Raw genomic sequence first — 24,086 nt, 5'->3', positions numbered from 1 at the left:
AAATAACTAAACTTAAGGGAGAACTTGGATTATGGCTAAAATTACTGCACAACAAGTTAAAGATTTACGTGAAAAAACAAGTGCCGGAATGATGGATGCTAAGAAAGCCTTAGTTGAAGCTGATGGTGATGAAAAGAAAGCAATGGAAATCCTTAGAGAAAAAGGTGTTGCTAAAGCTCAAAAGAAGAGTGGTAACACTGCTGCTAATGGATTAACAAAGGTTTCTGTTCACGATAATAAAGCTGCTATCGTTGAAATTAATTCAGAAACAGATTTCGTTGCTGCTAACGATGACTTCAAAAACTTAGTTGATGAAGTTGGCGATTTAATTGCTCTTGAACAACCTAAAGATGTTGAAGCTGCTCTTAAGTTACATTTAGGTGAAGATGGATCTGTTGAAGATACTATTATTCACACTAGCCAAATCACTGGTGAAAAGGTTTCTCTTCGTCGTTTTGCAGTTATGAACAAAAATGATGGAGAAAGCTTTGGCGCATACTTACACAATGGTGGAGAAATTGGTGTTTTAGTTAAGATTTCTGGTGCAGACAAAGACGTTGCTAAAGATGTTGCAATGCACATTGCTGCTACTAACCCTGAATTCTTATCAAAAGATGATATTTCAGCTGAACGTTTACAACATGAAAAAGATATTCTTACTAAAGAAGCTCTTGCTGAAGGTAAACCAGCTAATATCGTAGAAAAGATGGTTACTGGTCGGGTACACAAATTCCTTGCTGAAATTTGTTTAGTTGATCAACCATTTGTTAAAGATCCTGATCAAACTGTAGGCCAATACGTTGATTCTAAAGGTGGAAAAGTTGAAGCCTTTGTAAGATATCAAGTTGGTGAAGGTATTGATGAAGCAACAGAAGCTAAAGATTAATTCTGATTGTTTTTGGTATTACCACTTTAATAAATGATTTTTACACAAAAAAGCGATTGAATTCTGAACGAATTCAATCGCTTTTTTTCTATTTATTTTTATAGTCAATTTTATGATAGCAAAATATTATCCTAAGATATTACAAACCTACCGTATTTAGTGCTTTTATGCTAAAATTAAAGTTATAAACGAAGAATTTTCTGGAGGAAGTTAAATGTCTGAATTGAAATACAAACGTATTGTTTTAAAATTAAGTGGTGAAGCACTCGCAGGTGAAAAAGGCTTCGGAATTAATCCACCTGTTATTAAAAAGATTGCAGAAGAAATTAAAGATGTTTATAACCAAGGAATTCAAATTGCCGTCGTTGTCGGTGGTGGAAATATGTGGCGTGGTGAAGCGGGTGCCGAAATGGGTATGGAGCGTTCTCAAGCTGACTATATTGGAATGCTTTCAACTGTTATGAACGGTTTGGCTTTACAAGATAATCTTGAAACTGCTGGGGTACCAACTCGTTTACAAACTTCAATTGAAATGAAACAAATTGCAGAACCATACATTAGAAGAAAAGCAGTTCGTCATCTTGAAAAAGGTCGCATTGTAATCTTTTCTGGTGGTACTGGTAATCCATACTTTTCAACTGATACTGCTGCTGTTTTACGTGCCGCTGAAATTGATGCAGATGCAATTTTAATGGCTAAGAACGGTACGGATGGTATCTATTCAGCTGATCCTAATAAAGACAAAAATGCAGTTAAATTTGATAAATTAACACAAAAGCAAATTTTAGATAAAGGTCTTAATGTAATGGATTCAACAGCAAGTTCATTATCAATGGACAACGATATTCCTCTAGTAGTCTTCAACTTGAATGAACCTGGAAATATTAAACGGGTCGTTGAAGGTCAAAACATTGGAACAATTGTGGAAGGAAAATAGATATGGCTAATACAAAAGAATTAATTAATGAAACTAAGCATAAAATGAGTAAAGCTCAATCAGTACTTGAATCTGAGCTTGGACAAATGCGTGCAGGACGTGCCAATGCAAGCATTCTTAAACCAGTAATGGTCGAATATTATGGTGCCCCAACTCCTTTAGTTCAAGTTGCATCAATTTCTATTCCAGAACCACGTATTATGATGATCACCCCCTATGATAAAACTGCTTTAAAAGAAATCGAACGGGGAATTCTTGAAGCTGATTTAGGTCTTAACCCTATGAATGACGGAGATGTTGTTCGAATTGAAATTCCACAACTTACTGAAGAGCGTCGGAAAGAATTAGCTAAAAAAGTTAAAGCTACCGGCGAACAAAGTAAGGTTGCTGTTCGAAATGTGCGTCGTGATAGCATGGATATTGTTAAACGTGAATCAAAAAATGATGAGATTAACGAAGATGAAGCACATGATTTAGAAAATCAAATCCAAAAAATTACTAATGAAGCAATTAAGGGAATTGATACAATTATCAAAGAAAAACAAGAATCAGTAATGACTGATTAATTTTGAGGAAGTGTAATTATGCCTGAAGCCGACAATGCCAGATTTGAAGTAACTCCGGGAACAATAGAATTTGATAAGATGATTTTTAAATTATTGGAACCAGTTAATGATTTAGAAATTGAAAACTTAGAATTTAATGGAGAACATTTTGATAAAGTTCAAAATGGCGTTTATGTAATGCCTGTTGTTATGAGTGAAAATCTAAATTTGTTTTTTTTGATTTCTCAATTGATCGGTAGTGACTGGATAATTGCTTTTTCAAAAGCAACCGTTGAAAACCAAATTGACGTTACTGATTTATCTGAACCGATTCCAACTGGTAAAGGATTAAATCTACTTGGGTCTGAATGTCCAATTGTTGCTAATCAAATATTAGATTATTTTTCTGAACTTTTTAAAAAAGGAAAAGGAGAATGGAAAATGATTAAATAAAGGATGAGTTCGCTCATCCTTTATTTAATTTAAACACTGAGGTGAAAAAATGTTTGAAGAAACAATTGACATGAATAGAATTCCAGATAGTGTAGCCATCATTATGGATGGAAATGGACGTTGGGCAAAAAAACGCTATCTTCCACGTATTGCAGGACACAAGCGCGGAATGAATGTTGTTGAAGAAATTACTACTGAAGCAAGCAACTTAGGAATAAAAGTATTGACTTTATATGCATTTTCAACTGAAAATTGGAAAAGACCCGCTGGTGAAGTTAATTATATTATGAGTTTGCCATCTACTTTTTTTGATAAGTTTATCCCTAAATTAATTAAAAACAATGTAAAAGTTCAGACAATTGGAGACGTTTCACAGCTTCCAGATAAAACCAGAGAAGCGGTTTCTAATGCGATTGAAGAAACAAAAGCATGTACAGGAATGATTCTAAACTTTGCTCTTAATTATGGTAGCCGACTGGAAATTTTAAATGCAACAAAAAAGATAGCGACTGAAGTTAAAAATGGAAATCTTAATGTTGATGATATCAACGACGTTGTTTTTTCAAACAATCTTGAAACTTCTGGATTAAAAGACCCCGATTTGCTGATTAGAACGAGTGGCGAGGAACGAATTTCTAATTTTTTACTTTGGCAAATTGCTTATAGTGAACTAGTATTTGTAGATAAATTATGGCCTGAATATCATGCAAAAGATTTTAGACAAACAATCATTGAGTTTCAAAAACGTAAACGTCGATTTGGTGGGTTAATTAATAAATAATAGGAGTGAGTTTGTTATGAAACAACGAGTAATTACAGCAATTGTGGCTTTGTTAATATTTATTCCAGTGATTATTGCTGGTGGATATGTAATTGACTTTGCCGCAATTGTACTTGGTATAATTGCGATGTCAGAAATTTTCATTATGAAAAAGAAAATGATTATTTCAGTAGAAGCATTAATTTCTTTTATTGGAATATCTTGTTTAATTGTACCAACCAACTTTTCTAATTTTTTACCTGAATACTTAAGTCCTGCTTTTATATTCTACGTTCTGGTAATGTTATTATTATTGGCAACCGTTTTTTCTAAAAACAGATTTAATTTTGACGATGCTGGAGTTTATACTTTAGGAATGATGTACATAGGTTTTGGATTTCATTATTTCATCGTTGCTCGACAAGATGGCTTAACTACATTACTTTACGCACTGTTTATTGTCTGGTGTACAGATTCTGGGGCTTATTTTATTGGTAAGCATTTTGGAAAAAATAAACTTGCTAAACATATTTCACCTAATAAGACTTGGGAAGGTTCAATTGGTGGAACCGTGATTGCTACTATTGTATGCACTATTTATTTATACTTCTTCCCAATTTCTGGGATTAATTTGATTGTAATGATTGGATTTACAATTATTCTTTCAATTTTTGGACAACTTGGTGATTTGGTAGAGTCAGCTTTAAAACGGTTTTATGGTGTTAAAGATTCTGGTAAAATTTTACCAGGACATGGTGGTATTTTAGATCGATTTGATAGTCTTTTATTTGTTTTACCAGTTCTTCACTTATTAGGAATCGTTTAAATGAAAGGTTTGTGATTATTTGTTAACAAATATTATTAGTTTCATCATTGTTTTTGGAATTTTAGTATTTGTCCATGAATTTGGACACTTCATTGTTGCAAAAAAGTGCGGAATTATGGTTCGTGAATTTTCAATTGGAATGGGACCAAAATTATTTTACTATCGTCGTAATCATACAACTTATACAATACGTCTCTTACCATTAGGTGGTTATGTTAGATTAGCTGGTAGTGTAGATGATGAAGAAGACGAAATTAAGCCTGGAACCATTGTAATGCTTCAGTTAAATAATGCTGGCGTTGTTACTAAAATAGATTTGAGCAAGAAAAATAAGCTCTTCAAGGGAATTCCGTTTCAAGTTGCAGATGCTGATTTAGTTAACGGACTTTGGATTGAAGGTTATGAAAATGGCAATGAGGACGAAAAAAAGCGTCTTAATGTAGATCATGATGCTTTGATTGTGCAAAAGGATGGAATTGAGGTTCAAATTGCACCAGCTGATGTCCAATTTCAAAATGCACCAGCTTGGAAAAAACTATTAGTTAATTTTGCCGGAATTTTTAATAATGTTCTATTAGCAATTGTGGCTTTTATGTTTTTGGCTTTTCTTCAAGGTGGGGTTGAATCTAATTCAAATCAAGTCCAAGTTTCAAATACTAATCCACATGTGGCTAAAACAGCTGGAATTAAGGATGGCGACCGAATTTTATCAGTTAATGGTGTAAAAACTGACAACTTTCAATCACTAGCTACGCAGATTGAAAAACAACCCAATAAAAAAGTTACTTTAACTGTTAAAGATAAAAAGAAAACCAAACAAGTTAAATTAGTGACAGATTCAAAGCAAATTAATAAACAAAAAATTGGTGTGATTGGGGTTAAACAAACGTTAAATACTAGTTTTGGGGCTAAAGTAATGTCTGGTTTTACAACAACTTGGACGATGACTAAAAGTTTATTTGGGGCTTTGTGGCAAATGGTTTCTGGACACTTTAGCTTAAATAGTTTAGGGGGCCCAGTGGCAATTTATGCAAATACTTCTGAAGCAGCATCATTAGGACTAGTTGGAGTTGTGCAATTCTTAGGATGGTTGTCAATTAACCTTGCTGTGGTAAACTTAATTCCAATACCAGCATTAGATGGTGGTAAAATACTATTAAATATTATTGAATTAATTAGAAGAAAGTCACTTTCCGAAAAAACTGAAATGATTATTACAATGGTTGGTTTTATATTTTTAGCTGGCTTAATGATTTTAGTTACTTGGAATGATATTATGCGTTATTTCATCCGATAAGATAGGGAGAAGAAAATGAAACAATCAAAAATGTTAATTCCTACGCAAAAACAAGATCCAACAGGTGCAGAAGCAATTAGCCACAAGATGTTGATTCGTGCTGGATTTATTCGTCAAGTTTCAGCAGGTACTTATGCTTACCTACCTTTGGCATATCGTGTTTTAGAAAAGATTGAAAAAATTATTAAAAAAGAAATGAATGAGACAGGTGCTAATGAAATGTTGCTTCCTGAAATCATTCCGGCCCAATATTGGAAAGACTCAGAAAGATATGAATCATATGGACCTGAATTGTTTAAGTTGAAAAACCGTCATGATACTGATTTTATTTTAGGTCCAACTCATGAAGAAACAATGACTGAATTAATTAAGGGGACGATTTCTTCATATAAGAAGTTACCTTTAAACTTATATCAAATTCAAGACAAATTTAGAGATGAAGATCGTCCTCGTTATGGACTTTTACGTAGTCGTGAATTTCGTATGTTAGATGCTTACTCTTTTGCTTCAAATGATGAAGAATTAGATGCAACTTATAAAGAAATGAATGATGTTTTTAGAAAAGTATTTGATCAGGTTGGATTAAATTATCTCGGTATTATTGGTGATAGTGGAAGTATGGGTGGTTCTGATTCAATGGAATTTTCCGCTCCTGCTTCTGTTGGTGAAGATACAATTGTTTATTCAGATGATAGTGACTATGCTGCAAATTTAGAAATGGCTACTGATATGTTTGTTAATAAAAAATCACATGCCGAATTAAACGATTTAGAGTTGGTTGATACACCTGATGTCAAAAATATTAATCAAGTATCTAAATTCTTTGACATTGATAAAAGTCAAATTATTAAGAGCTTATTATATATGGTTGACGAAAAACCTGTGTTAATTTTAATACGTGGTGATCAAGAAGTTAATCCTGCCAAAGTAAAAAATCATTTTCATGCTGATGAGGCTGATTTAGCAACAATTGATCAAGTTTCTGAATACCTAGGAGTTAAGCCTGGATCAGTTGGACCATTTGATGTTCCAACTGACGTTCCAGTTTTATCAGATGAGTATGTTCAAAGTATTGTTAATGGAGTTACAGGTGCTAATCAAACCGATAAACATTACCAAAATGTAAATCCAAAACGTGATTTACCTGAATTAGAATATGGTGATTTTCGCTTAGTTAACGAAGGAGATATTTCTCCTGATGGTAGCGGAGTTTTGAAATTTACTAAAGGAATTGAAATTGGTCATATTTTCAAACTAGGAACTCGGTATACCAAAATTCTAGGTGCTAATATTCTTGATGAAAATGGTCGCCAAAAGCCAATTATTATGGGATGTTATGGAATTGGTGTAAGTCGTCTGCTTTCGGCTATTTCAGAACAACAAGCAGATGAAAATGGTCTTGTATGGCCAAAAGCGATTGCTCCATTTGATGTTCATTTAATTCCAACGAATATGAAAAAAGATGAACAAGTTGAACTTGCCAACCAGATTTATGCTGATCTTCAAGCTACTGGATTAGAAGTTCTAATGGATGATCGGAAAGAACGTGCTGGAGTTAAGTTTGCTGATTCTGATTTAATTGGTATTCCAATTAGAATCACAATTGGAAAAAAAGCCGATGAAGGAATTGTAGAAGTTAAAATTCGTAAAACAGGCGAAACAGTTGAAACGAAGGTCGATGATCTTAAGAATACGATTGAAATTTTATCAAAAGAAATTTAAACATTAAGACCAGAATTTACTGGTCTTTTTTGTTCGTTTAGAGGGGAGGAAAAGATGCCTTTAAATAATAAAGAAAAGTTTAATAAATTATTAGATCAAATCAAAATTAATGACGAATATCGTTCAGAATTTGAAAACGCTGAAATTGAGCAAGTTCGAGTTCATCAAAAGTCAAAACAATGGGATTTTCATTTTTTTATCCCACATGTTCTTTCATACCAAGCGTTTATCGATTTTGTAACTGGTTTACAGACAGCCTTTAGCAATATTGTTAAGGTTGATTTTTACATTCAAACACAACAGGATAACTTAACTAATCGTGAAATTGGTGATTATTGGCAATGGGCAGTTAATAATTGTGGTATTCAATCTAGTTTATTACATGAGCTTTGTGATAATAACGTTCCTGAACTAGATGATGGACGTGTAAACTTTTATGCTGTTAACGACTTAATAAAAGATTTTATGAATAACAAAGCTATTGAACCAATTTTAAGTGCTTATCAAAAAGCTGGTTTTCCTAAATTTACGATTAATACAATGGTCGACGAAACAGAATCTCAAGAAAGAATTAAAGAATTAAAGGCAGCTAAAAAAGAGCGTGATGAAAAACTAGCAAAAAAAGCTCAAGTTGCTGCAGCCAAAGCAAATGCGCAAAAAGTTCCTGATAGTTCAGGTAGCGTTATGATTGGTCGAAAAATTGCTGATAACGTAGATATTACGCCATTGGAAAATATTACTGAAGAAGAACGTTCTGTGGTAGTTAATGGGTATGTCTTTAGTAAAGAAATTCGGGCATTACGGTCCGGGCGATCTTTAATGATCTTAAAGATTACTGACTACACCTCCTCAATCACAATTAAGAAGTTTTCAAAGGATGATGAAGAGGGAGCTAAGTTTGCTAATTTGGAAGAAGGTAGTTGGATAACTGCTCGCGGGAGTGTTCAGGAAGATAATTATTCGCATGAACTTGCAATGAATGCTTATGATATTAATCCAGCAACTCATGCCGAACGTGAAGATACTGCAAATAAAAAGCGGGCTGAATTGCATCTTCACTCTAATATGAGTCAAATGGACGCTACTAATTCGATTTCAGATTTTGTTAAACAAGCAAAAAAATGGGGACATAAAGCAATTGCGGTTACTGATCATGATGACGTACAAGCATTTCCTGAAGCATTTAATGCTGCTCAAAATAATGACATTAAAATGTTATATGGAATGGAAGCAAACGTAGTTGATGATGGTGAACCCATTGCATACAATGACAAACATGTTGGTTTAAAAGATGCAACTTATGTTGTGTTTGATACTGAAACCACTGGATTGTCAGCCATTTATGACCGTGTAATCGAACTTTCAGCAGTTAAAATGCAGGGAAATAATGTGATTGAAGAATTTGAACAATTCATTGATCCTGGATTTCATCTTTCTGAACAAACCACTAATCTAACTTCGATTACGGATGATATGGTAGCTGGTTCAAAATCAGAAGAAGAAGTTTTCAAAATGTTCCGTGAGTTTTGTGGTGATTCCATTGTGGTTGGACATAACGTTACTTTTGATATTGGATTTATGAATACTGGATATGCCCGTCATGGGATGGAACCAATCAAAAATCCAATTATCGATACTTTAACTTTAGCCCGTTTTTTATATCCAAACTACAAAAGTTATCGGTTAAATACGTTAGCTAAAAAGTTTGATGTTGTTTTGGAACATCATCATCGAGCAATTTATGATGCTGAAACAACTGGTCATTTGAATTATCTTTTCTTAAAGGATGCTGAAGATAAATATGATATTCAATATCATGATCAGTTAAATGATCATATGACTGAAAACGATGCATACAAACATGCTCGACCATTTCATGCCATCTTGATGGCCAAAACGCAAGCTGGATTAAAAAATTTATTTAAATTAGTTTCTTTAGCACACATTAAGTATTTTTATCGAGTTCCAAGAATTCCGCGAAGTGAATTAGAAAAGTATCGTGAAGGAATTTTAATTGGTTCTGCCTGTTCTAGTGGTGAAGTATTTACTGCGATAATGCAAAAAGGTAAACAAGAAGCACTAGATAAAGCTAAATTTTATGATTATCTTGAAGTTCAGCCTCAAGCAGCTTATCAACCATTATTGGATTCTAAGTTAATTAGTGACCGAGGTAAATTGCAGGAAATTATAAAAAATATGGCTGACGTTGCTAATGAAGTTAACATTCCACTAGTAGCAACCGGTGATGCCCATTATCTTAATCCACATGATTATATTTATCGAAAAATCTTAATTAATTCACAGGGTGGAGCTAATCCTCTTAATCGAACTGAATTACCCGATTTACATTTTCGGACAACGGATGAAATGTTAAAAGATTTTAACTTTTTAGGTGCAGATCAAGCTGAAAAAATTGTTGTTGATAATCCTAATCAAATTGCAGATTCAGTTGAAGAAATTCATCCGCTAAAAGATAAATTGTATACTCCCAAAATGGAGGGTGCAGAGGATGAAATTAAACAGCGGACCTACGATAAAGCTCATGAATTGTACGGAGAAAAACTTCCTGAGATTGTGGAGAAACGAGTTGAGCGAGAATTAAAATCAATTATTGGAAACGGGTTCTCAGTTATTTATTTAATTTCACAACGATTAGTAGCAAAAAGTAATAAAGATGGTTATTTAGTTGGATCCCGTGGTTCAGTTGGGTCTAGTTTAGTTGCTACGATGACTGGAATTACCGAAGTTAATCCACTTCCTCCTCATTATCGTTGTCCTAAATGTCATTATTCAGAATTTTTCACTAAAGGTGAATACAGTTCTGGTTTTGATTTATCAAAAAAAGAATGTCCCAATTGTGGTACAACTTTAATTGGTGATGGTCATAATATTCCTTTCGAAACGTTCCTTGGTTTCAAAGGAAATAAGGTTCCTGATATCGATTTGAACTTCTCTGGTGATTATCAAGCAATTGCTCATAATTATACTAAGGTTTTGTTCGGTGAAAAGAACGTATATCGTGCCGGTACAATTGGAACAGTCGCCGATAAAACAGCTTATGGGTATGTAAAAGCATATGAGCGTGATACCGGTAAACATTTTAGAGGTGCCGAAATTGATCGACTCGCTAAAGGTGCAACTGGCGTTAAACGAACGACCGGTCAACATCCAGCTGGAATCATCATTGTTCCAGATTATATGGATATTTATGATTTCACGCCAATCCAATATCCTGCGGAAGATCAATCATCAGCATGGCAAACTACTCATTTTGATTTCCATTCGATTCATGACAACATTTTAAAAATGGATATTTTGGGTCATGATGATCCAACTATGATTCGGATGCTCCAAGATTTGTCGGGAATTGATCCTTATACGATTCCAGTAAATGATGCTGGAGTGATGTCAATTTTCAGTAGCCCAGAAATTTTAGGGGTGACGGAGGAACAAATTCAATCAAAAACAGGAACCTTAGGAATCCCTGAATTTGGGACCCGATTTGTTCGAGGAATGCTTGAACAAACTCATCCCCAAAATTTTTCTGACTTACTTCAAATTTCTGGATTGTCACATGGTACTGATGTGTGGTTAGGAAATGCCGATGAATTAATTAAAGATGGAACTGCCACAATTTCTAACGTTATCGGATGTCGTGATAACATCATGACCGATTTAATTAATTATGGAGTTGATTCTGAAACGTCATTCCAAATTATGGAAAAAGTTCGTAAAGGTAAGGGAATAAAAGATGAATGGCAACAAACGATGCGTGATGCTAATGTGCCTGAATGGTATATTGACTCATGTTTAAAGATTAAATACATGTTCCCACGGGCGCATGCAACGGCATACGTTTGGATGGCACTTCGAATTGCGTACTTCAAAGTGTATTTCCCATTAGTTTACTATGCTGCTTATTTCTCAGTTCGTGCCGATGATTTTGATGTTGAGGCAATGTCTCATGGTAAAGATGCGGTTAAAGCAGCCATGAAAGAAATTGAAGACAAAGGAAATGATGCATCTACTAAAGAAAAGAATTTATTGACGGTCTTACAATTGGCCAATGAAATGATTGAGCGAGGATTTGAATTTGAAATGATTGATCTTGATCGTTCAGATGCATCAGAATGGTTAATGGATGGCAACAAATTGATTGCTCCATTTAGTGCCGTTCCAGGATTAGGTTTGAATGTTGCTAAACAAATTGTGGCAGCTCGAGCTGATAAACCATTTATTTCTAAAGAAGATCTTGCTAAACGTGGAAAAGTTTCTAAAACTATCATTGAATATATGACGAAAAATGGAGTCTTAAAAGGCTTGCCCGATGAAAATCAGCTTAGTCTCTTTGATATGATATAGTCTTTGATTGTGATAATGGTTTGACTGTGTTATATTAAGGACAGTAATTAAAAACTCTTTTAAGGGTGAGCAGAAAATGCTCGCCCTTTTTATTGGAAAATTTTGGAGGTAAATAGTTGAGCGAAGTTAGCGAAATTATTGATAAAGTTACCGAAACGGTACAACCAATCTTAGACGAAAATAATTTTTATCTATACAGTATTGAATATGTACAAGAAGGTGGAAGTTGGTACCTACGTGTCTTTATCGACAAAGATAATGGTATTTCAATTGATGATTGTGTCCTAGTTAGTGATCAATTAAGTGAAAAACTGGATGAAATTGATCCTGATCCATTTGCAGATCAATATTTCTTAGAAGTTTCATCTCCTGGTGCAGAACGACCATTGAATAATGAACAAGACTATCAAAATGCTATTAATGACTACATTAATGTTTCTCTCTATCAAAAATTAGATGGAAAGAAAATGTACGAAGGAACCCTTAAAGAACTTAATGATGATGATTTAACCTTGATTGTAAAAGATAAGACTCGTCGTAAAGAAGTTAAGATTCCTCGCAAGTTAATCTCAAAAGCCAGATTAGCAATTGAATTTTAGTTAGGAGAAATAATATGAGTAAAGAATTAGTAGGTGCTCTTGATGCTTTAGAACAAGAAAAAGGCATTAAAAAAGAAGTAGTAATTGAAGCACTTGAATTAGCTTTAGTTTCAGCATACAAACGTAATTATGACCAAGCACAAAACGTTCAAGTTGATTTTGATGAACGTAAAGGTAATATGAATGTTTATGCTGTAAAGAAGGTTGTAGAGGAAGTTGCTGATCCACGTTTGGAAGTTAGCTTGGAAGACGCTTTGAAAATCAATCGTGGTTATGAACTTGGCGATGAAATTAAGTTTAAAGTTACTCCTGAAAATTTTGGACGAATTGCTGCTCAAACTGCTAAACAAGTTATTATGCAACGGGTTCGTGAAGCAGAACGTGAAACTGTTTATAACAAGTATAGTAAATATCAAGACGAACTAATTAATGCAGAAGTTGAACGTCAAGATAATCGATTTGTTTATTTGATGATGGACGGTGTTGAAGCCGTTATGGAACATAATGATCAAATGCCAAATGAAATTTATCGTCCACAAGAAAAGCTCAAAGTATACGTTACCAAGGTTGATGATGCGGCTAAAGGACCTCAAGTCTTTGTTAGTCGAACTGCTCCTGGATTATTAAAGCGTTTATTTGAACAAGAAGTTCCTGAAGTTTATGATGGAATTGTTGAAATTGTGTCAATTGCCCGTGAAGCTGGAGATCGTTCTAAAGTTGCAGTTCGTTCTCATGATGCAAACGTTGATCCAGTTGGAACTACAGTTGGTCCTCGTGGCCAAAGAGTTCAAGATATCGTTAATGAACTAGGTGGCGAAAACATGGATATTGTCCAGTGGTATGAAGATCCTGCTCAATACATTGCTAATGCTTTGAATCCAGCTGATGTTTTAGATGTAATCTTTAAAGACGGCGAAGAAAAATCATGTACAGTAATTGTACCAGATGACCAACTTTCACTTGCCATTGGTAAACGTGGACAAAATGCTCGTTTAGCAGCTCGTCTAACTGGTTATAAGATTGATATCAAGCCAGAATCAGAAGCAAATGGAACAAGTGATGATAAAGATGAACTTGTAGAAGAAACTAATGAATCTGAAGAATAATTTCTGAGAGGAATCTAGTCATGAAAACTCGTAAGGTACCTATGCGTAAAGACGTTATTTCGGGAGAAATGTTTCCTAAACGTGAATTAATTCGGATTGTTCGTAACAAGGAAATGGAAGTTTCTTTAGATGATACGGGTAAAAAGCCTGGTCGTGGTGCTTATGTTCGGATTAACGTTGAGGCAGTTAAAAATGCAAAAGCTAAACATTTGTTAGATCAAGTTTTTGATGTTGAATTAACTGATGATTTTTACGATAATTTGATTGATTACGTTGATCACGTTCAGGCACGGGAAGAATTAAAGCGAAATGACAAATTATAATCAGATACTAAATCTTTTGGGAATTGCACGTCGGGCTGGTAAGATAGTTTCAGGAGAAGGAATTGTTTTAAATGCAATAAAAAAAGGAAAAGTTAAATTTCTTTTAATTGCTTCAGATACTGGTGCAAGTACAACCAAAAAATTTCTAAATAAGACTGATTTTTATAATGTTCCATTTAATCATGAAATTACTAAAAGTGATTTAAGCGATGCAATTGGTCAAAGTCGAACAATTGTGGGAATCACAGATAATGGTTTTGCGAGGGAATTAAATGAATTAAACGAATAATAAGGAGAGTGATTCTATGCCTAAAAAGAGAATTTATGAATTGGCCAAAGAATTAAATTTGCCAAGTAAAAAAATCCTAACAGCAGCTCAATCAAAAGGATATGATGTTAAAAACCATATGTCTGGATTAGATGCTGCAGAAGAAAAGACGGTAAAAGCAATGTTAAATAGTAACCACAAAGTAGCTGCTAAAAAAACAACAGCTAAACCTGCAGGTGCTAAGAGTACTCATACAAATAGTGGTAACCATCACACAACTACCGCTTCACAAAATCGTACTAATAGTGCAAAGCCATCTAATAACAACCATGTTAATAGTAATCAGCAAGGCAATCACTCAAATACCAATCATAGTGCAAGTAAAACTCACCATAGCAATAATTCACATAACAACAACGCTCAAAGAAATAGTGGAAAGCCACAACAAACTACTAATAAAACACAAACGCATGCTAAGAGTACAAGTACAACTCAAACTCGTTCAACCAATAGTGGAAGCGGAAAATTTGGTGGTAGTTTAAACAACCGTAATAACAAGAAAAAACGTCGTAATAACCGTAAAGGGCGTAATCCATTTGCTGGTATGTATTCAAAAAACCAACGAATTCGCCAAAATAAGAAAAAGGGACCTTCAGTACGTAAAGATCGTCCATTGCCAGAAGTATTAGCTTACGAAGATGGGATGAATGCCCAAGATTTAGGTAAGTTATTACATCGTGAACCAGCAGAAATTATCAAGAAATTATTTATGCTTGGAATGATGGTTAATCAAAATCAATCACTTGATAAAGATACAATCGAAGTTTTAGCTGAAGATTATGGAATTAAGGCTGAAGAAAAGAAACATGTCGATGTTTCAGATATTGATAAGTTCTTTGAAGAAGCAGAAAATAATACAGCTTATGAGGCACCTCGTCCACCAGTTGTTACAATCATGGGACATGTTGATCATGGTAAAACCACTTTACTTGATTATTTGAGACATTCTCATATCACTTCTGGAGAAGCCGGTGGAATTACTCAAGCAATTGGTGCTTACCAACTCCATCTTGATGGAAAAGACATTACCTTCTTGGATACACCTGGACATGCGGCCTTTACTGAAATGCGTGCTCGTGGAGCAAATATCACTGATATTACAATTTTAGTTGTTGCTGCCGATGATGGAGTTATGCCACAAACCGTGGAAGCAATTGATCATGCTAAAGCTGCTGGAACTCCAATTATCGTAGCCGTTAATAAGATCGATAAAGCTGGAGCAAATCCTAACCACGTTAAAGAACAATTAATGGGTTATGGTTTAGTTCCAGAAGATTATGGTGGTGATACTATTTTTGTTGATATTTCAGCTAAAAATGGTACTAACGTTGATGATTTACTTAACATGGTTCTTCTTCAAGCAGACGTGATGGAACTTAAAGCTAACCCTAAACAAAATGGAGCTGGTTCAGTAGTTGAAGCTCGACTTGATCGTGGTAAAGGACCTGTTGCTACATTACTTGTACAACAAGGTACACTTCATAAAGGTGATCCAATTGTTGTTGGTGATACTTTTGGACGTGTTCGTACAATGACAAACGAGCTTGGTCAAGAAATTGAATCTGCTACACCATCAACTCCAGTAGAAATTACTGGATTGAATGACGTTCCAGAAGCAGGAGATCGTTTCATTGTCTTTAATGATGAAAAAACGGCTCGTGCTGCTGGAGAAGAACGTGCTAAAGAAGCACAAATGGAAGAACGTAAACAAAATAATCGAGTTACACTTGATAACTTATTTGATTCAATGAAACAAGAAGATATGAAACAAGTTAATGTCATTATTAAAGCAGATGTACAAGGTTCAGTTGAAGCACTTGCTGGTAGTTTAAAGAAAATTGATGTAGAAGGTGTTAATGTTAAAGTAATTCACTCATCAGTTGGAGCAGTTAATGAAAGTGATATTGCACTTGCAAAAGCAAGTAATGCAATTATTATTGGATTTAACGTTCGTCCTACACCTCAAGCAAAAATTCAAGCAGAAACTGATAAAGTTGATATTCGTCTTTACCAAGTTATCTATAACGCCATTGATGATGTGACTGCAGCTATGAAAGGTAAACTTGATCCAACTTTTGTTGAAGAAGTTACCGGTAGTGTTGAAGTTCGTCAAATTTACAAAGCTTCAGCAGTTGGTACAATTGCTGGTGGAATGGTAAACGAAGGTTACATTAAGAATGACAGTAAAGTTCGTTTAATTCGTGATAACGTTGTTAAATATGACGGTGAAATTGGTAGTTTGAAGCGTTTCAAAGATGATGTTAAAGAAGTTAAGCAAGGTCATGAATGTGGACTTACAATTGAAAATTACAATGACATCAAAGAAGGAGATGTTGTTGAAGCCTACCAAATGAAAGAAGTTGCTCCTAAATAATTAGAAAGGAGAGTTTTGACATGGCTCAATATCGGGTTGGAAGATTACAACAAGAAATTCAACGAGAAGTAGATGATATTCTACTAAAAAGAGTTCGTGATCCTCGAGTTCAAGGAATAACAATCACTGGAGTTAAAGCTACTGGTGATTTACAACAAGCTACTATTTTTTATAGTACTTTAAAAGACGATGAAAAAGATCAAGAACAAGTTCAAAAAGGACTTGATAAAGCTACTGGATTAATCCGTGGTGAACTTGGACATCGTTTGAGTATTTACGTTACACCTGAGATTCATTTTGAAAAGGATCAATCAATTCAATACGGAAGTAAGATTGATGAATTAATTAATAAATTAAAACGCGAACAATAAAAAAGGTGACTGAGAACAGCTCGTTCTCAGTCATTTTTGCGTACATAAATAAATGAGGTGACAACATGATTACTGGAATAATTCCTTTATATAAACCATTGGGCATGACGAGTTTTGATTGTATCAGTAAAATGCGGCATATTATTCACCAAAAAAGAATTGGACATAGTGGAACCTTAGATCCTAATGTAGATGGTGTTTTACCAGTTTGTTTAGGTCATGCCACTAAAGTAGTAGATTTTTTAATGGCATCTGGAAAAATCTATCGGGGTTCTATTACGTTAGGTTTTTCAACAACTACTGAAGATCTAGATGGAGAAATTATAGCTGAAAATTATGACTTTAAACCTTTAACTGATAAACAAATTCAAACTGGTTTAAATAATTTTGTTGGTAACATTACTCAAATTCCACCGATGTTTTCAGCTGTGAAAGTTAACGGTCGTCGTCTATATGATTATGCTCGTCATGGTGAAACAGTTGAACGGCCAAAACGAATTGCTAGAATAGATTACTTTAAAGAACTAGGTCAATCAATCATTGATGAAAAAACGCACACGCAAACCATTTTTTTTGAAGTAGGCTGTGGTAAAGGGACATATGTGAGAACATTGGCTGTAGATTTTGGAAAAAAGTTTGGTATTCCTGCTGTAATGTCACAACTAACTAGAATTAAAAGTGGAGGTTTCACATTAGACGAAACAGTTACTTTTGAACAATTAGAAAAAGCTTCCCAAAATGGTGAATTAGCATCATTAATTTATCCAATTGGCAAAGCTTTGGAAAATTATGTCAAAATTAATTTGACAGATCAACAATGGTCTCGCATCAAAAATGGAGCTTTTTTGCGTTTTAATGAAGTTAATTCAAATGATGAATTTGTTTTACTTTGTTATGATGGAGTTGATCGAGCATTATACGAACGCAGTGAAGAAAAGCAACAATATAAACCATTTAAAATGTTTAATCTTGATTAGGGGAAGTTATGAAAGTTATCAATTTGTCTTATCCAATTAGTAAAAAAATTGAATTTAAACGTCCAATTGTTTTAGCAATGGGGTTTTTTGATGGTGTCCATTTGGGACATCAAAAGGTGATTAAACAAGCTCAAAAAATTGCAAAGCAAAAGGATTTACCATTGGCAGTTTTAACTTATGATCACCATCCTGCTCTGGTTTACAAAAAATTGGAAGGAAATGCAGCTCGGTATCTTTCTATTTGGGAGAGGAAAGTTGATTTGTTTGCAAAGCTTGGTGTTGATATTGTTTATCGCGTGAATTATAACTTTGCTTTCCAGGCCCAAAAACCACAAGCTTTTGTAGATAACTTTCTAATGCGAATGAATGTTGATACCGTAGTGGCAGGATTTGACCATACTTATGGAGCCAAAAAGGCAACAATGAAAGATTTACCAGGTTATGCACAAGGCCGTTTTAATGTAAACACCGTTCCAGCTGACCGATTAGATGATAAAAAGATTAGTTCTACGCGTATTCGTCGTAATTTAGAAGACGGTCATATGCTAACTGTTAATGATTTATTGGGATATTCATTTGAAACGACTGGTACAGTAATTCATGGATTAGCACGGGGACGGACTTTAGGTTTTCCAACTGCTAATCTTGAATATAGTGAATTTCAACAGCTTCCTTCTGAAGGAGTTTACATTGTAAGCATGCTAGTCAATGATCAATGGTTGCCAGCGATGGCTTCCATTGGCAGAAACGTAACTTTTGGGGATCATAATCCGGTTACAATTGAAATTAACATTCTAGGTTTTAACCAAAATATTTATGGTAATGAAGTTAAAGTTCAGTGGCTAAAGAAAATGCGTGATGAAGTCAAGTATACTGGTAAAGAAGCTTTGATTGAACAACTTAAACGGGATGAAATTAATACGCGTACGTATTTTAAAAATAATGGTTAAGCTTAATTCTTGACCTTAACTTTATTCCTTGGTACTCTATAAATGTACCTTAGCACTTGAAATGTGTGAGTGCTAAAAAGGAAGTGATGAAGATGCTGACAGAACGACAGTCAATGATACTAAAGTATATTATTGATGATTATTCTAAAACTGGTGTTCCTATTGGATCTAAGGCTTTAGCTGAACAATTACCGATTCATGTTAGTTCAGCAACGATTCGAAATGAAATGGCCGTTTTAAGTCATCAAAATTTCATTGAGAAGTTGCATACTTCTTCTGGAAGAGTACCTTCTAATCAAGGTTATCGATATTATATTGATAATTTAGCTAAACCTGCAAAGCTTGATACAAAGCGATTAGAGTACATTAGTGAAATGTTAGATGGTTCTTTTCAGCAAATTGATGAGATTGTTCGTCAGTCTGCTGATATCCTTTCACATCTTACTGATTATACAGCCCTAACGTTTAGTCCAGAATTAACAACTGAAAATACAATTAAGCATCTTCAGTTGGTCAATCTTGGGTTAAATCGCATGATGGTGGTAATCGTAATGGGAAATGAACAAGTGGAAAGTCAGTCATTTTTGGTAACGAATCAGTATATTGATTCACAATTATCACTCGCAACTAACTTATTAAATCAACAATTAGTTGGTAAGACTGCGCGTGAAGTTAAACAAGTTTTTCAATCAAAAATATTGACTGAGTTGCACACATATCTTCCTGATACAAAACAATTTGTTCGAGCAATTCAAGCTATTTTGAGTAAAATTGATGATGATCATTATTTCATTAGTGGTCAAATGAATATGTTCGAACAAAATGGCAAACAAGATTTTTCTAAAATCAAATCATTATATTCGATGTTTAATAACGATAACGGAATTGATGCTTTGTTAGAAAAAAGTTCAAAGCCAATTTCAGTTAAAATTGGAGCTGAATTTGATAATGATTGGTTAAAAGATTACAGCATAATTACCGGAAGTTATGATTTAGGTAATCATGGAATTGGTAGAATTGCGTTGATTGGTCCAATGCGGATGTCATATCCGAATATGTTGGGAGTAGTTGATGCCTTTCGCCACGAATTGAAAAATCGAATTTCCGGTTATTATCGTAGTTATGATCAGTAAAGGAGGGTTGACATGTCAAAGAAAAAAGCTGAAGATAAGCAACCGATAATAAAAGATGAAGCGGTTGAAGAACCAAAGTCTGATTCTAAAGTTAATGCATTATCAGCTAAAATTGCTGAATTACAACAACAATTAGACGATTCACAAAATGATTATTTGCGTGCTCAAGCTGAAATTCAAAACATGCAAAAGCGTAGTCAAAAAGAACAAAGTGCCCTTGCTAAATATGGAGCACAAAGACTAGCTAAAGAAGTCGTTCCAGTAATGGATGATTTAAAGCGTGCTTTACAAGTTCAAGTTGATAACGATAGTGGTCAACAACTTAAAACTGGAATCGAAATGGTTTACAAACACCTTGAAAAAGCATTAAATGATAATGATATCAAGGAAATCGATGCAGATGGGGTTGCTTTTGACCCAGAACTTCATCAAGCTGTTCAAACCGTTCCAGCAGATGATGATCATCCTGCTGATACAGTTGTTCAAGTTTTACAAAGTGGTTATAAACTTGCTGATCGGGTGCTCCGGCCAGCAATGGTAGTTGTAGCACAATAGTTATAACTATTAATTAATTAAATAAAAAAATAAATTTAAAGAAGGTATTTAAAATGGCAAGTAATAAAGTTATTGGTATTGATTTAGGTACTACAAACTCTGCAGTTGCTGTAATGGAAGGTGGAAAACCAAAAATCATCACTAATCCTGATGGTTCAAGAACCACTCCTTCAGTAGTTGCTTTTAAGAATGGTGAAATTCAAGTTGGTGAAGTGGCAAAACGTCAAGAAATCACTAACCCTAATACTGTTCGTTCAATTAAGAGTCACATGGGTGAAGAAGGATACACAGTTGACATTGATGGTAAAAAATACACACCACAACAAATTTCTGCAATGATTCTTCAATACATCAAAGGTTATGCTGAAGATTACCTTGGTGATACAGTTAGTGAAGCAGTTATTACAGTTCCTGCTTACTTTAATGATGCCCAACGTCAAGCTACTAAAGATGCTGGTAAGATTGCTGGATTAGACGTTAAACGGATTATTAACGAACCTACTGCTGCTGCATTGGCATACGGTTTGGATAAACAAGATAAAGACGAAAAAATTCTTGTTTATGATTTAGGTGGAGGTACTTTTGATGTATCTGTTCTTGAATTAGGTGACGGTGTTTTCCAAGTTCTTTCAACTAATGGTGATACTCATCTTGGTGGGGACGACTTTGACCAAAGAATCATTGATTACTTGGTTGCTGAATTCAAGAAAGAAAACGGTGTTGACTTAGCTCAAGATAAGATGGCTTTACAACGTTTGAAAGATGCTGCTGAAAAAGCTAAGAAAGAACTTTCAGGTGTTAACCAAACTGAAATCAGTCTTCCATTTATCGCATCAAACGATAATGGCCCTCTTCATTTACAAACTACGCTTACTCGTGCTAAGTTCAATGAATTAACTCATGACTTAGTTGAAAAAACTAAGATTCCATTTGAAAATGCTTTGAAAGATGCTAGTTTGAGTACTAGTGATATTGACGAAGTTATCTTAAATGGTGGATCAACTAGAATTCCTGCCGTTCAAGAAGCAGTTAAGGAATGGTCTGGTAAAGAACCTAACCACTCAATTAACCCTGATGAAGCGGTTGCTTTAGGTGCTGCTGTTCAAGGTGGTGTGCTTACTGGTGATGTTAAAGACGTTGTTTTACTTGACGTTACTCCATTGTCATTAGGTATTGAAACAATGGGTGGTGTCATGACTAAGTTAATCGAAAAGAACACGACTATCCCAACTTCAAAATCACAAACTTTCTCAACTGCTGCAGATAACCAAACTGCTGTAGATATTCATGTCTTACAAGGTGAACGTCCAATGGCTGCAGATAACAAATCATTGGGTCGTTTCCAATTGACTGACATTCCTGCAGCTCCTCGAGGAATTCCACAAATCGAAGTTACATTTGATATCGATAAAAATGGTATCGTAAATGTATCTGCTAAAGATAAAGGAACTGGTAAGGAACAAAAGATTACTATCAAGGATTCGAATGGTCTTTCTGATGAAGAAATCGAAAAGATGATGAATGAAGCCAAAGCTAACGAAGAAGCAGATAAGAAGAAAAAAGAAGAAGTTGACTTAAACAATGAAGTTGACCAATTGATCTTCCAAACTGATAAAACTTTGAAAGACGTTGAAGGTAAAGTTTCTGAAGACGAAATCAAAGGGGTTAAAGACGCTGAAGAAGAATTAAAGAAAGCTAAAGCTGATGGTAACCTTGATGATATGAAAGCTAAGAAAGATACTTTGAACGAAAAAGTTCAAGCTGTTGCCGTTAAGTTATATCAACAACAACAATCTCAAGGTGGAGAAGCCGGTGCTGCTAATGGTGATGCATCTAAGAAAGATGACAACACTGTTGATGGTGACTTCCACGAAGTTCATGATGACGATAAAAAATAATCTGATTCAAAAGTAGTAAAAATTTACAAAAAGCCAAAGCCACTTCGGTTGGCTTTGGCTTTTTGTAATTAAATTAAAGTGGAGGTTATCATGGCTGATAAAAATTATTATGATATTTTAGGAATTTCTAAAGATGCCACCGATAAAGATATTAGTCACGCATATCGACATCTATCAAAGAAATATCATCCAGATATTAATAAAGAACCTGGAGCAGAAGCAAAATTTAAAGAAATTACAGAAGCTTATGAAGTTTTAAGTGATAAACAAAAACGGGCTAACTATGATCAATACGGTTCAGCCGATGGTCCTCAAGGATTTGGTGGCGGAGGTCAAGGTGGCGGTTTTGGCGGTGGTGCTAACTATGGTGACTTCTCCGACATCTTTAGTGATCTTTTTGGCGGAGGTCGTCGTCAACGTCAAGATCCAACTGCTCCCAGACGAGGAGAAGATTTACAATACCAACTAAATCTAACCTTTGACGAAGCTATTTTTGGGGCTAAAAAGACAATTACCTATCATCGCCAAGCTCAATGTCCTGATTGTCATGGAACTGGTGCTAAACCAGGAACGCATCCGGAAACTTGTCCTGACTGTTATGGTTCTGGAGTTGTGATGAGAACAGTTAATACGCCAATGGGACAAATGCAAACCCAGACTGCTTGTCCTAAGTGTCACGGAACTGGTAAAATCATTAAGGAAAAATGTCCTAAATGTGGTGGAATCGGTAAAATTGAAGAAGAACATAAAGTTGAGGTTAATGTTCCTGCTGGAGTTGAAGAAGGTCAACAAATGCGGCTTCAAGGCCAAGGAAATGCTGGAGAAAATGGTGGACCTTATGGTGATCTTTACATTATCTTTAGTGTTTCACCAAGTAAAGAATTCAGACGAAATGGTTCAACCATTTACTATGACAAGACCATCTCATTTACAGATGCTGCGCTTGGTAACGAAATCGATGTTAAGACGGTTTACGGTGATGGTAAATTGAAGATTCCGGCTGGAACGCAAACTGGCACTGTCTTCAAATTGCGTGGGAAAGGTGCTCCTCGTTTACACAGTGAAAGTAAGGGTGATGAATTAGTTAAAGTAATGATTGATACCCCTAAAAAACTTAATGCTGATCAAAAATTAGCATTGCGAGCATTTGCAGAAGCTAGTGGAGACAAATCACAAGAAAATAAAGGTTTCTTTGAGAAATTGAAAGACAAATTGAATAAATAGTTTAAAAAAGCGATTGAATTTTGAATTCAATCGCTTTTTTTAATAATATAATTACGAAAACTTAATAATTGTCATGTTTTTTCTTAAAATTAAAGATAGGAATAACTAGTAAAGAAATAAGAGGAAGCCACAGCATAGTTTTATATACATTTAGAAATGAATTTTTGAGTTTATTTTTTATTTGGAGATAGTTTATCATTAATTTTTTTATTAGTCGTAACCTCTGCTCAAAAGTTCACTTAGAACCGGTAGAGTAAGTATGCGATGTTCCCAGAATCTCCCACTTCAAGCGTCAAGCCGTAGGCTTAGCTAAGTGGGAGTAGTTCAAACTTTGCATTTGTGAAAGGACGATAATTTAATGAAAAAAATGAATATTAAAATATTAGTTGCAACGCATAAGGACAATCCAATGCCTTCTGATACGGATTTATATTTACCGATTTTGGTTGGTGCAAATAAG

Annotated in this window: 21 protein-coding genes; all 21 read left to right on the top strand. The window is 34.6% G+C overall.

The window, feature by feature from the left end; genetic code table 11:
* Positions 1-28: 28 nt before the first annotated feature.
* The 21 genes from tsf to dnaJ all read left to right on the top strand — a co-directional run bounded on the left by tsf (position 29) and on the right by dnaJ (position 23,626).
* On the top strand, positions 29-886 hold the full coding sequence (gene tsf, locus FD36_RS02835) for a translation elongation factor Ts (RefSeq protein WP_180337692.1): 858 nt from the start codon (positions 29-31) through the stop codon (positions 884-886).
* Between the two features lie 214 nt (positions 887-1,100).
* Positions 1,101-1,823 (top strand): UMP kinase, encoded by a 723-nt coding sequence (pyrH, locus tag FD36_RS02830; protein ID WP_014082094.1) that lies wholly within the window; start codon positions 1,101-1,103, stop codon positions 1,821-1,823.
* Between the two features lie 2 nt (positions 1,824-1,825).
* Positions 1,826-2,389 (top strand): ribosome recycling factor, encoded by a 564-nt coding sequence (gene frr / locus FD36_RS02825; protein ID WP_014082093.1) that lies wholly within the window; start codon positions 1,826-1,828, stop codon positions 2,387-2,389.
* 18 nt (positions 2,390-2,407) lie between these two features.
* Complete coding sequence (locus FD36_RS02820) at positions 2,408-2,821, top strand: hypothetical protein (protein WP_056957863.1); 414 nt, start codon at positions 2,408-2,410, stop codon at positions 2,819-2,821.
* A 49-nt stretch (positions 2,822-2,870) separates the two neighbouring features.
* Positions 2,871-3,602 (top strand): isoprenyl transferase, encoded by a 732-nt coding sequence (locus tag FD36_RS02815; protein ID WP_056957862.1) that lies wholly within the window; start codon positions 2,871-2,873, stop codon positions 3,600-3,602.
* Positions 3,603-3,618: 16 nt separating this feature from the next.
* Positions 3,619-4,407 (top strand): phosphatidate cytidylyltransferase, encoded by a 789-nt coding sequence (locus tag FD36_RS02810; protein WP_056957861.1) that lies wholly within the window; start codon positions 3,619-3,621, stop codon positions 4,405-4,407.
* A 19-nt stretch (positions 4,408-4,426) separates the two neighbouring features.
* Positions 4,427-5,704: an RIP metalloprotease RseP gene (rseP, locus tag FD36_RS02805; protein WP_056957860.1), complete on the top strand. Its 1,278-nt coding sequence runs from the start codon at positions 4,427-4,429 to the stop codon at positions 5,702-5,704.
* Between the two features lie 15 nt (positions 5,705-5,719).
* The gene (locus tag FD36_RS02800; RefSeq protein WP_014082088.1) at positions 5,720-7,426 is read left to right on the top strand and encodes a proline--tRNA ligase; all 1,707 of its coding nucleotides are present in this window, start codon (positions 5,720-5,722) and stop codon (positions 7,424-7,426) included.
* 54 nt (positions 7,427-7,480) lie between these two features.
* On the top strand, positions 7,481-11,788 hold the full coding sequence (locus FD36_RS02795; protein ID WP_056957859.1) for a PolC-type DNA polymerase III: 4,308 nt from the start codon (positions 7,481-7,483) through the stop codon (positions 11,786-11,788).
* A gap of 116 nt (positions 11,789-11,904) precedes the next feature.
* The gene (rimP, locus tag FD36_RS02790; RefSeq protein ID WP_014082086.1) at positions 11,905-12,387 is read left to right on the top strand and encodes a ribosome maturation factor RimP; all 483 of its coding nucleotides are present in this window, start codon (positions 11,905-11,907) and stop codon (positions 12,385-12,387) included.
* A 14-nt stretch (positions 12,388-12,401) separates the two neighbouring features.
* Complete coding sequence (nusA, locus tag FD36_RS02785) at positions 12,402-13,493, top strand: transcription termination factor NusA (protein ID WP_056957858.1); 1,092 nt, start codon at positions 12,402-12,404, stop codon at positions 13,491-13,493.
* A gap of 20 nt (positions 13,494-13,513) precedes the next feature.
* Entirely contained in the window at positions 13,514-13,816 is a 303-nt protein-coding gene (rnpM, locus tag FD36_RS02780; protein WP_041817808.1) for an RNase P modulator RnpM, read from the top strand.
* Positions 13,803-14,105, top strand: coding sequence for a L7Ae/L30e/S12e/Gadd45 family ribosomal protein (locus FD36_RS02775; protein ID WP_056957857.1), 303 nt, complete (start codon positions 13,803-13,805; stop codon positions 14,103-14,105). Before rnpM ends, FD36_RS02775 begins: the two co-directional genes overlap by 14 nt.
* Positions 14,106-14,121: 16 nt before the next feature.
* On the top strand, positions 14,122-16,518 hold the full coding sequence (gene infB / locus FD36_RS02770) for a translation initiation factor IF-2 (RefSeq protein WP_056957856.1): 2,397 nt from the start codon (positions 14,122-14,124) through the stop codon (positions 16,516-16,518).
* A 20-nt stretch (positions 16,519-16,538) separates the two neighbouring features.
* On the top strand, positions 16,539-16,889 hold the full coding sequence (rbfA, locus tag FD36_RS02765) for a 30S ribosome-binding factor RbfA (RefSeq protein WP_014082082.1): 351 nt from the start codon (positions 16,539-16,541) through the stop codon (positions 16,887-16,889).
* A gap of 65 nt (positions 16,890-16,954) precedes the next feature.
* On the top strand, positions 16,955-17,866 hold the full coding sequence (gene truB, locus FD36_RS02760; protein WP_014082081.1) for a tRNA pseudouridine(55) synthase TruB: 912 nt from the start codon (positions 16,955-16,957) through the stop codon (positions 17,864-17,866).
* Positions 17,867-17,874: 8 nt separating this feature from the next.
* Positions 17,875-18,816, top strand: coding sequence for a riboflavin biosynthesis protein RibF (gene ribF / locus FD36_RS02755; RefSeq protein ID WP_056957855.1), 942 nt, complete (start codon positions 17,875-17,877; stop codon positions 18,814-18,816).
* 92 nt (positions 18,817-18,908) lie between these two features.
* Positions 18,909-19,949: a heat-inducible transcriptional repressor HrcA gene (hrcA, locus tag FD36_RS02750; protein WP_056957854.1), complete on the top strand. Its 1,041-nt coding sequence runs from the start codon at positions 18,909-18,911 to the stop codon at positions 19,947-19,949.
* Positions 19,950-19,961: 12 nt separating this feature from the next.
* Positions 19,962-20,504 carry a nucleotide exchange factor GrpE gene (gene grpE, locus FD36_RS02745; RefSeq protein WP_056957853.1) on the top strand — a complete coding sequence of 181 codons (543 nt, stop codon included), beginning with the start codon at positions 19,962-19,964 and terminating at the stop codon, positions 20,502-20,504.
* Between the two features lie 53 nt (positions 20,505-20,557).
* Positions 20,558-22,402, top strand: coding sequence for a molecular chaperone DnaK (dnaK, locus tag FD36_RS02740; protein ID WP_056957852.1), 1,845 nt, complete (start codon positions 20,558-20,560; stop codon positions 22,400-22,402).
* 90 nt (positions 22,403-22,492) lie between these two features.
* Entirely contained in the window at positions 22,493-23,626 is a 1,134-nt protein-coding gene (gene dnaJ / locus FD36_RS02735; protein WP_056957851.1) for a molecular chaperone DnaJ, read from the top strand.
* Positions 23,627-24,086 lie beyond the last annotated feature (460 nt).

The organism is Fructilactobacillus sanfranciscensis DSM 20451 (assembly GCF_001436035.1).
Classification (GTDB): Bacteria; Bacillota; Bacilli; order Lactobacillales; family Lactobacillaceae; genus Fructilactobacillus; species Fructilactobacillus sanfranciscensis.
The sequence above is the reverse complement of the archived record's forward strand: the minus strand, read 5'-3'. Positions and strand labels throughout refer to the sequence as shown.

What these genes read in the sequence shown, in the direction of transcription:
- pyrH (WP_014082094.1), top strand. Translation starts at nt 1,101, where the DNA reads ATGTCTGAATTGAAATACAAACGTATTGTTTTAAAATTAAGTGGTGAA.
- rbfA (WP_014082082.1), top strand. Translation starts at nt 16,539, where the DNA reads ATGGCTCAATATCGGGTTGGAAGATTACAACAAGAAATTCAACGAGAA.
- dnaK (WP_056957852.1), top strand. Translation starts at nt 20,558, where the DNA reads ATGGCAAGTAATAAAGTTATTGGTATTGATTTAGGTACTACAAACTCT.
- rnpM (WP_041817808.1), top strand. Translation starts at nt 13,514, where the DNA reads ATGAAAACTCGTAAGGTACCTATGCGTAAAGACGTTATTTCGGGAGAA.
- dnaJ (WP_056957851.1), top strand. Translation starts at nt 22,493, where the DNA reads ATGGCTGATAAAAATTATTATGATATTTTAGGAATTTCTAAAGATGCC.
- nusA (WP_056957858.1), top strand. Translation starts at nt 12,402, where the DNA reads ATGAGTAAAGAATTAGTAGGTGCTCTTGATGCTTTAGAACAAGAAAAA.
- FD36_RS02795 (WP_056957859.1), top strand. Translation starts at nt 7,481, where the DNA reads ATGCCTTTAAATAATAAAGAAAAGTTTAATAAATTATTAGATCAAATC.
- FD36_RS02815 (WP_056957862.1), top strand. Translation starts at nt 2,871, where the DNA reads ATGTTTGAAGAAACAATTGACATGAATAGAATTCCAGATAGTGTAGCC.
- FD36_RS02810 (WP_056957861.1), top strand. Translation starts at nt 3,619, where the DNA reads ATGAAACAACGAGTAATTACAGCAATTGTGGCTTTGTTAATATTTATT.
- FD36_RS02800 (WP_014082088.1), top strand. Translation starts at nt 5,720, where the DNA reads ATGAAACAATCAAAAATGTTAATTCCTACGCAAAAACAAGATCCAACA.
- frr (WP_014082093.1), top strand. Translation starts at nt 1,826, where the DNA reads ATGGCTAATACAAAAGAATTAATTAATGAAACTAAGCATAAAATGAGT.
- truB (WP_014082081.1), top strand. Translation starts at nt 16,955, where the DNA reads ATGATTACTGGAATAATTCCTTTATATAAACCATTGGGCATGACGAGT.
- FD36_RS02775 (WP_056957857.1), top strand. Translation starts at nt 13,803, where the DNA reads ATGACAAATTATAATCAGATACTAAATCTTTTGGGAATTGCACGTCGG.
- grpE (WP_056957853.1), top strand. Translation starts at nt 19,962, where the DNA reads ATGTCAAAGAAAAAAGCTGAAGATAAGCAACCGATAATAAAAGATGAA.
- infB (WP_056957856.1), top strand. Translation starts at nt 14,122, where the DNA reads ATGCCTAAAAAGAGAATTTATGAATTGGCCAAAGAATTAAATTTGCCA.
- ribF (WP_056957855.1), top strand. Translation starts at nt 17,875, where the DNA reads ATGAAAGTTATCAATTTGTCTTATCCAATTAGTAAAAAAATTGAATTT.
- FD36_RS02820 (WP_056957863.1), top strand. Translation starts at nt 2,408, where the DNA reads ATGCCTGAAGCCGACAATGCCAGATTTGAAGTAACTCCGGGAACAATA.
- hrcA (WP_056957854.1), top strand. Translation starts at nt 18,909, where the DNA reads ATGCTGACAGAACGACAGTCAATGATACTAAAGTATATTATTGATGAT.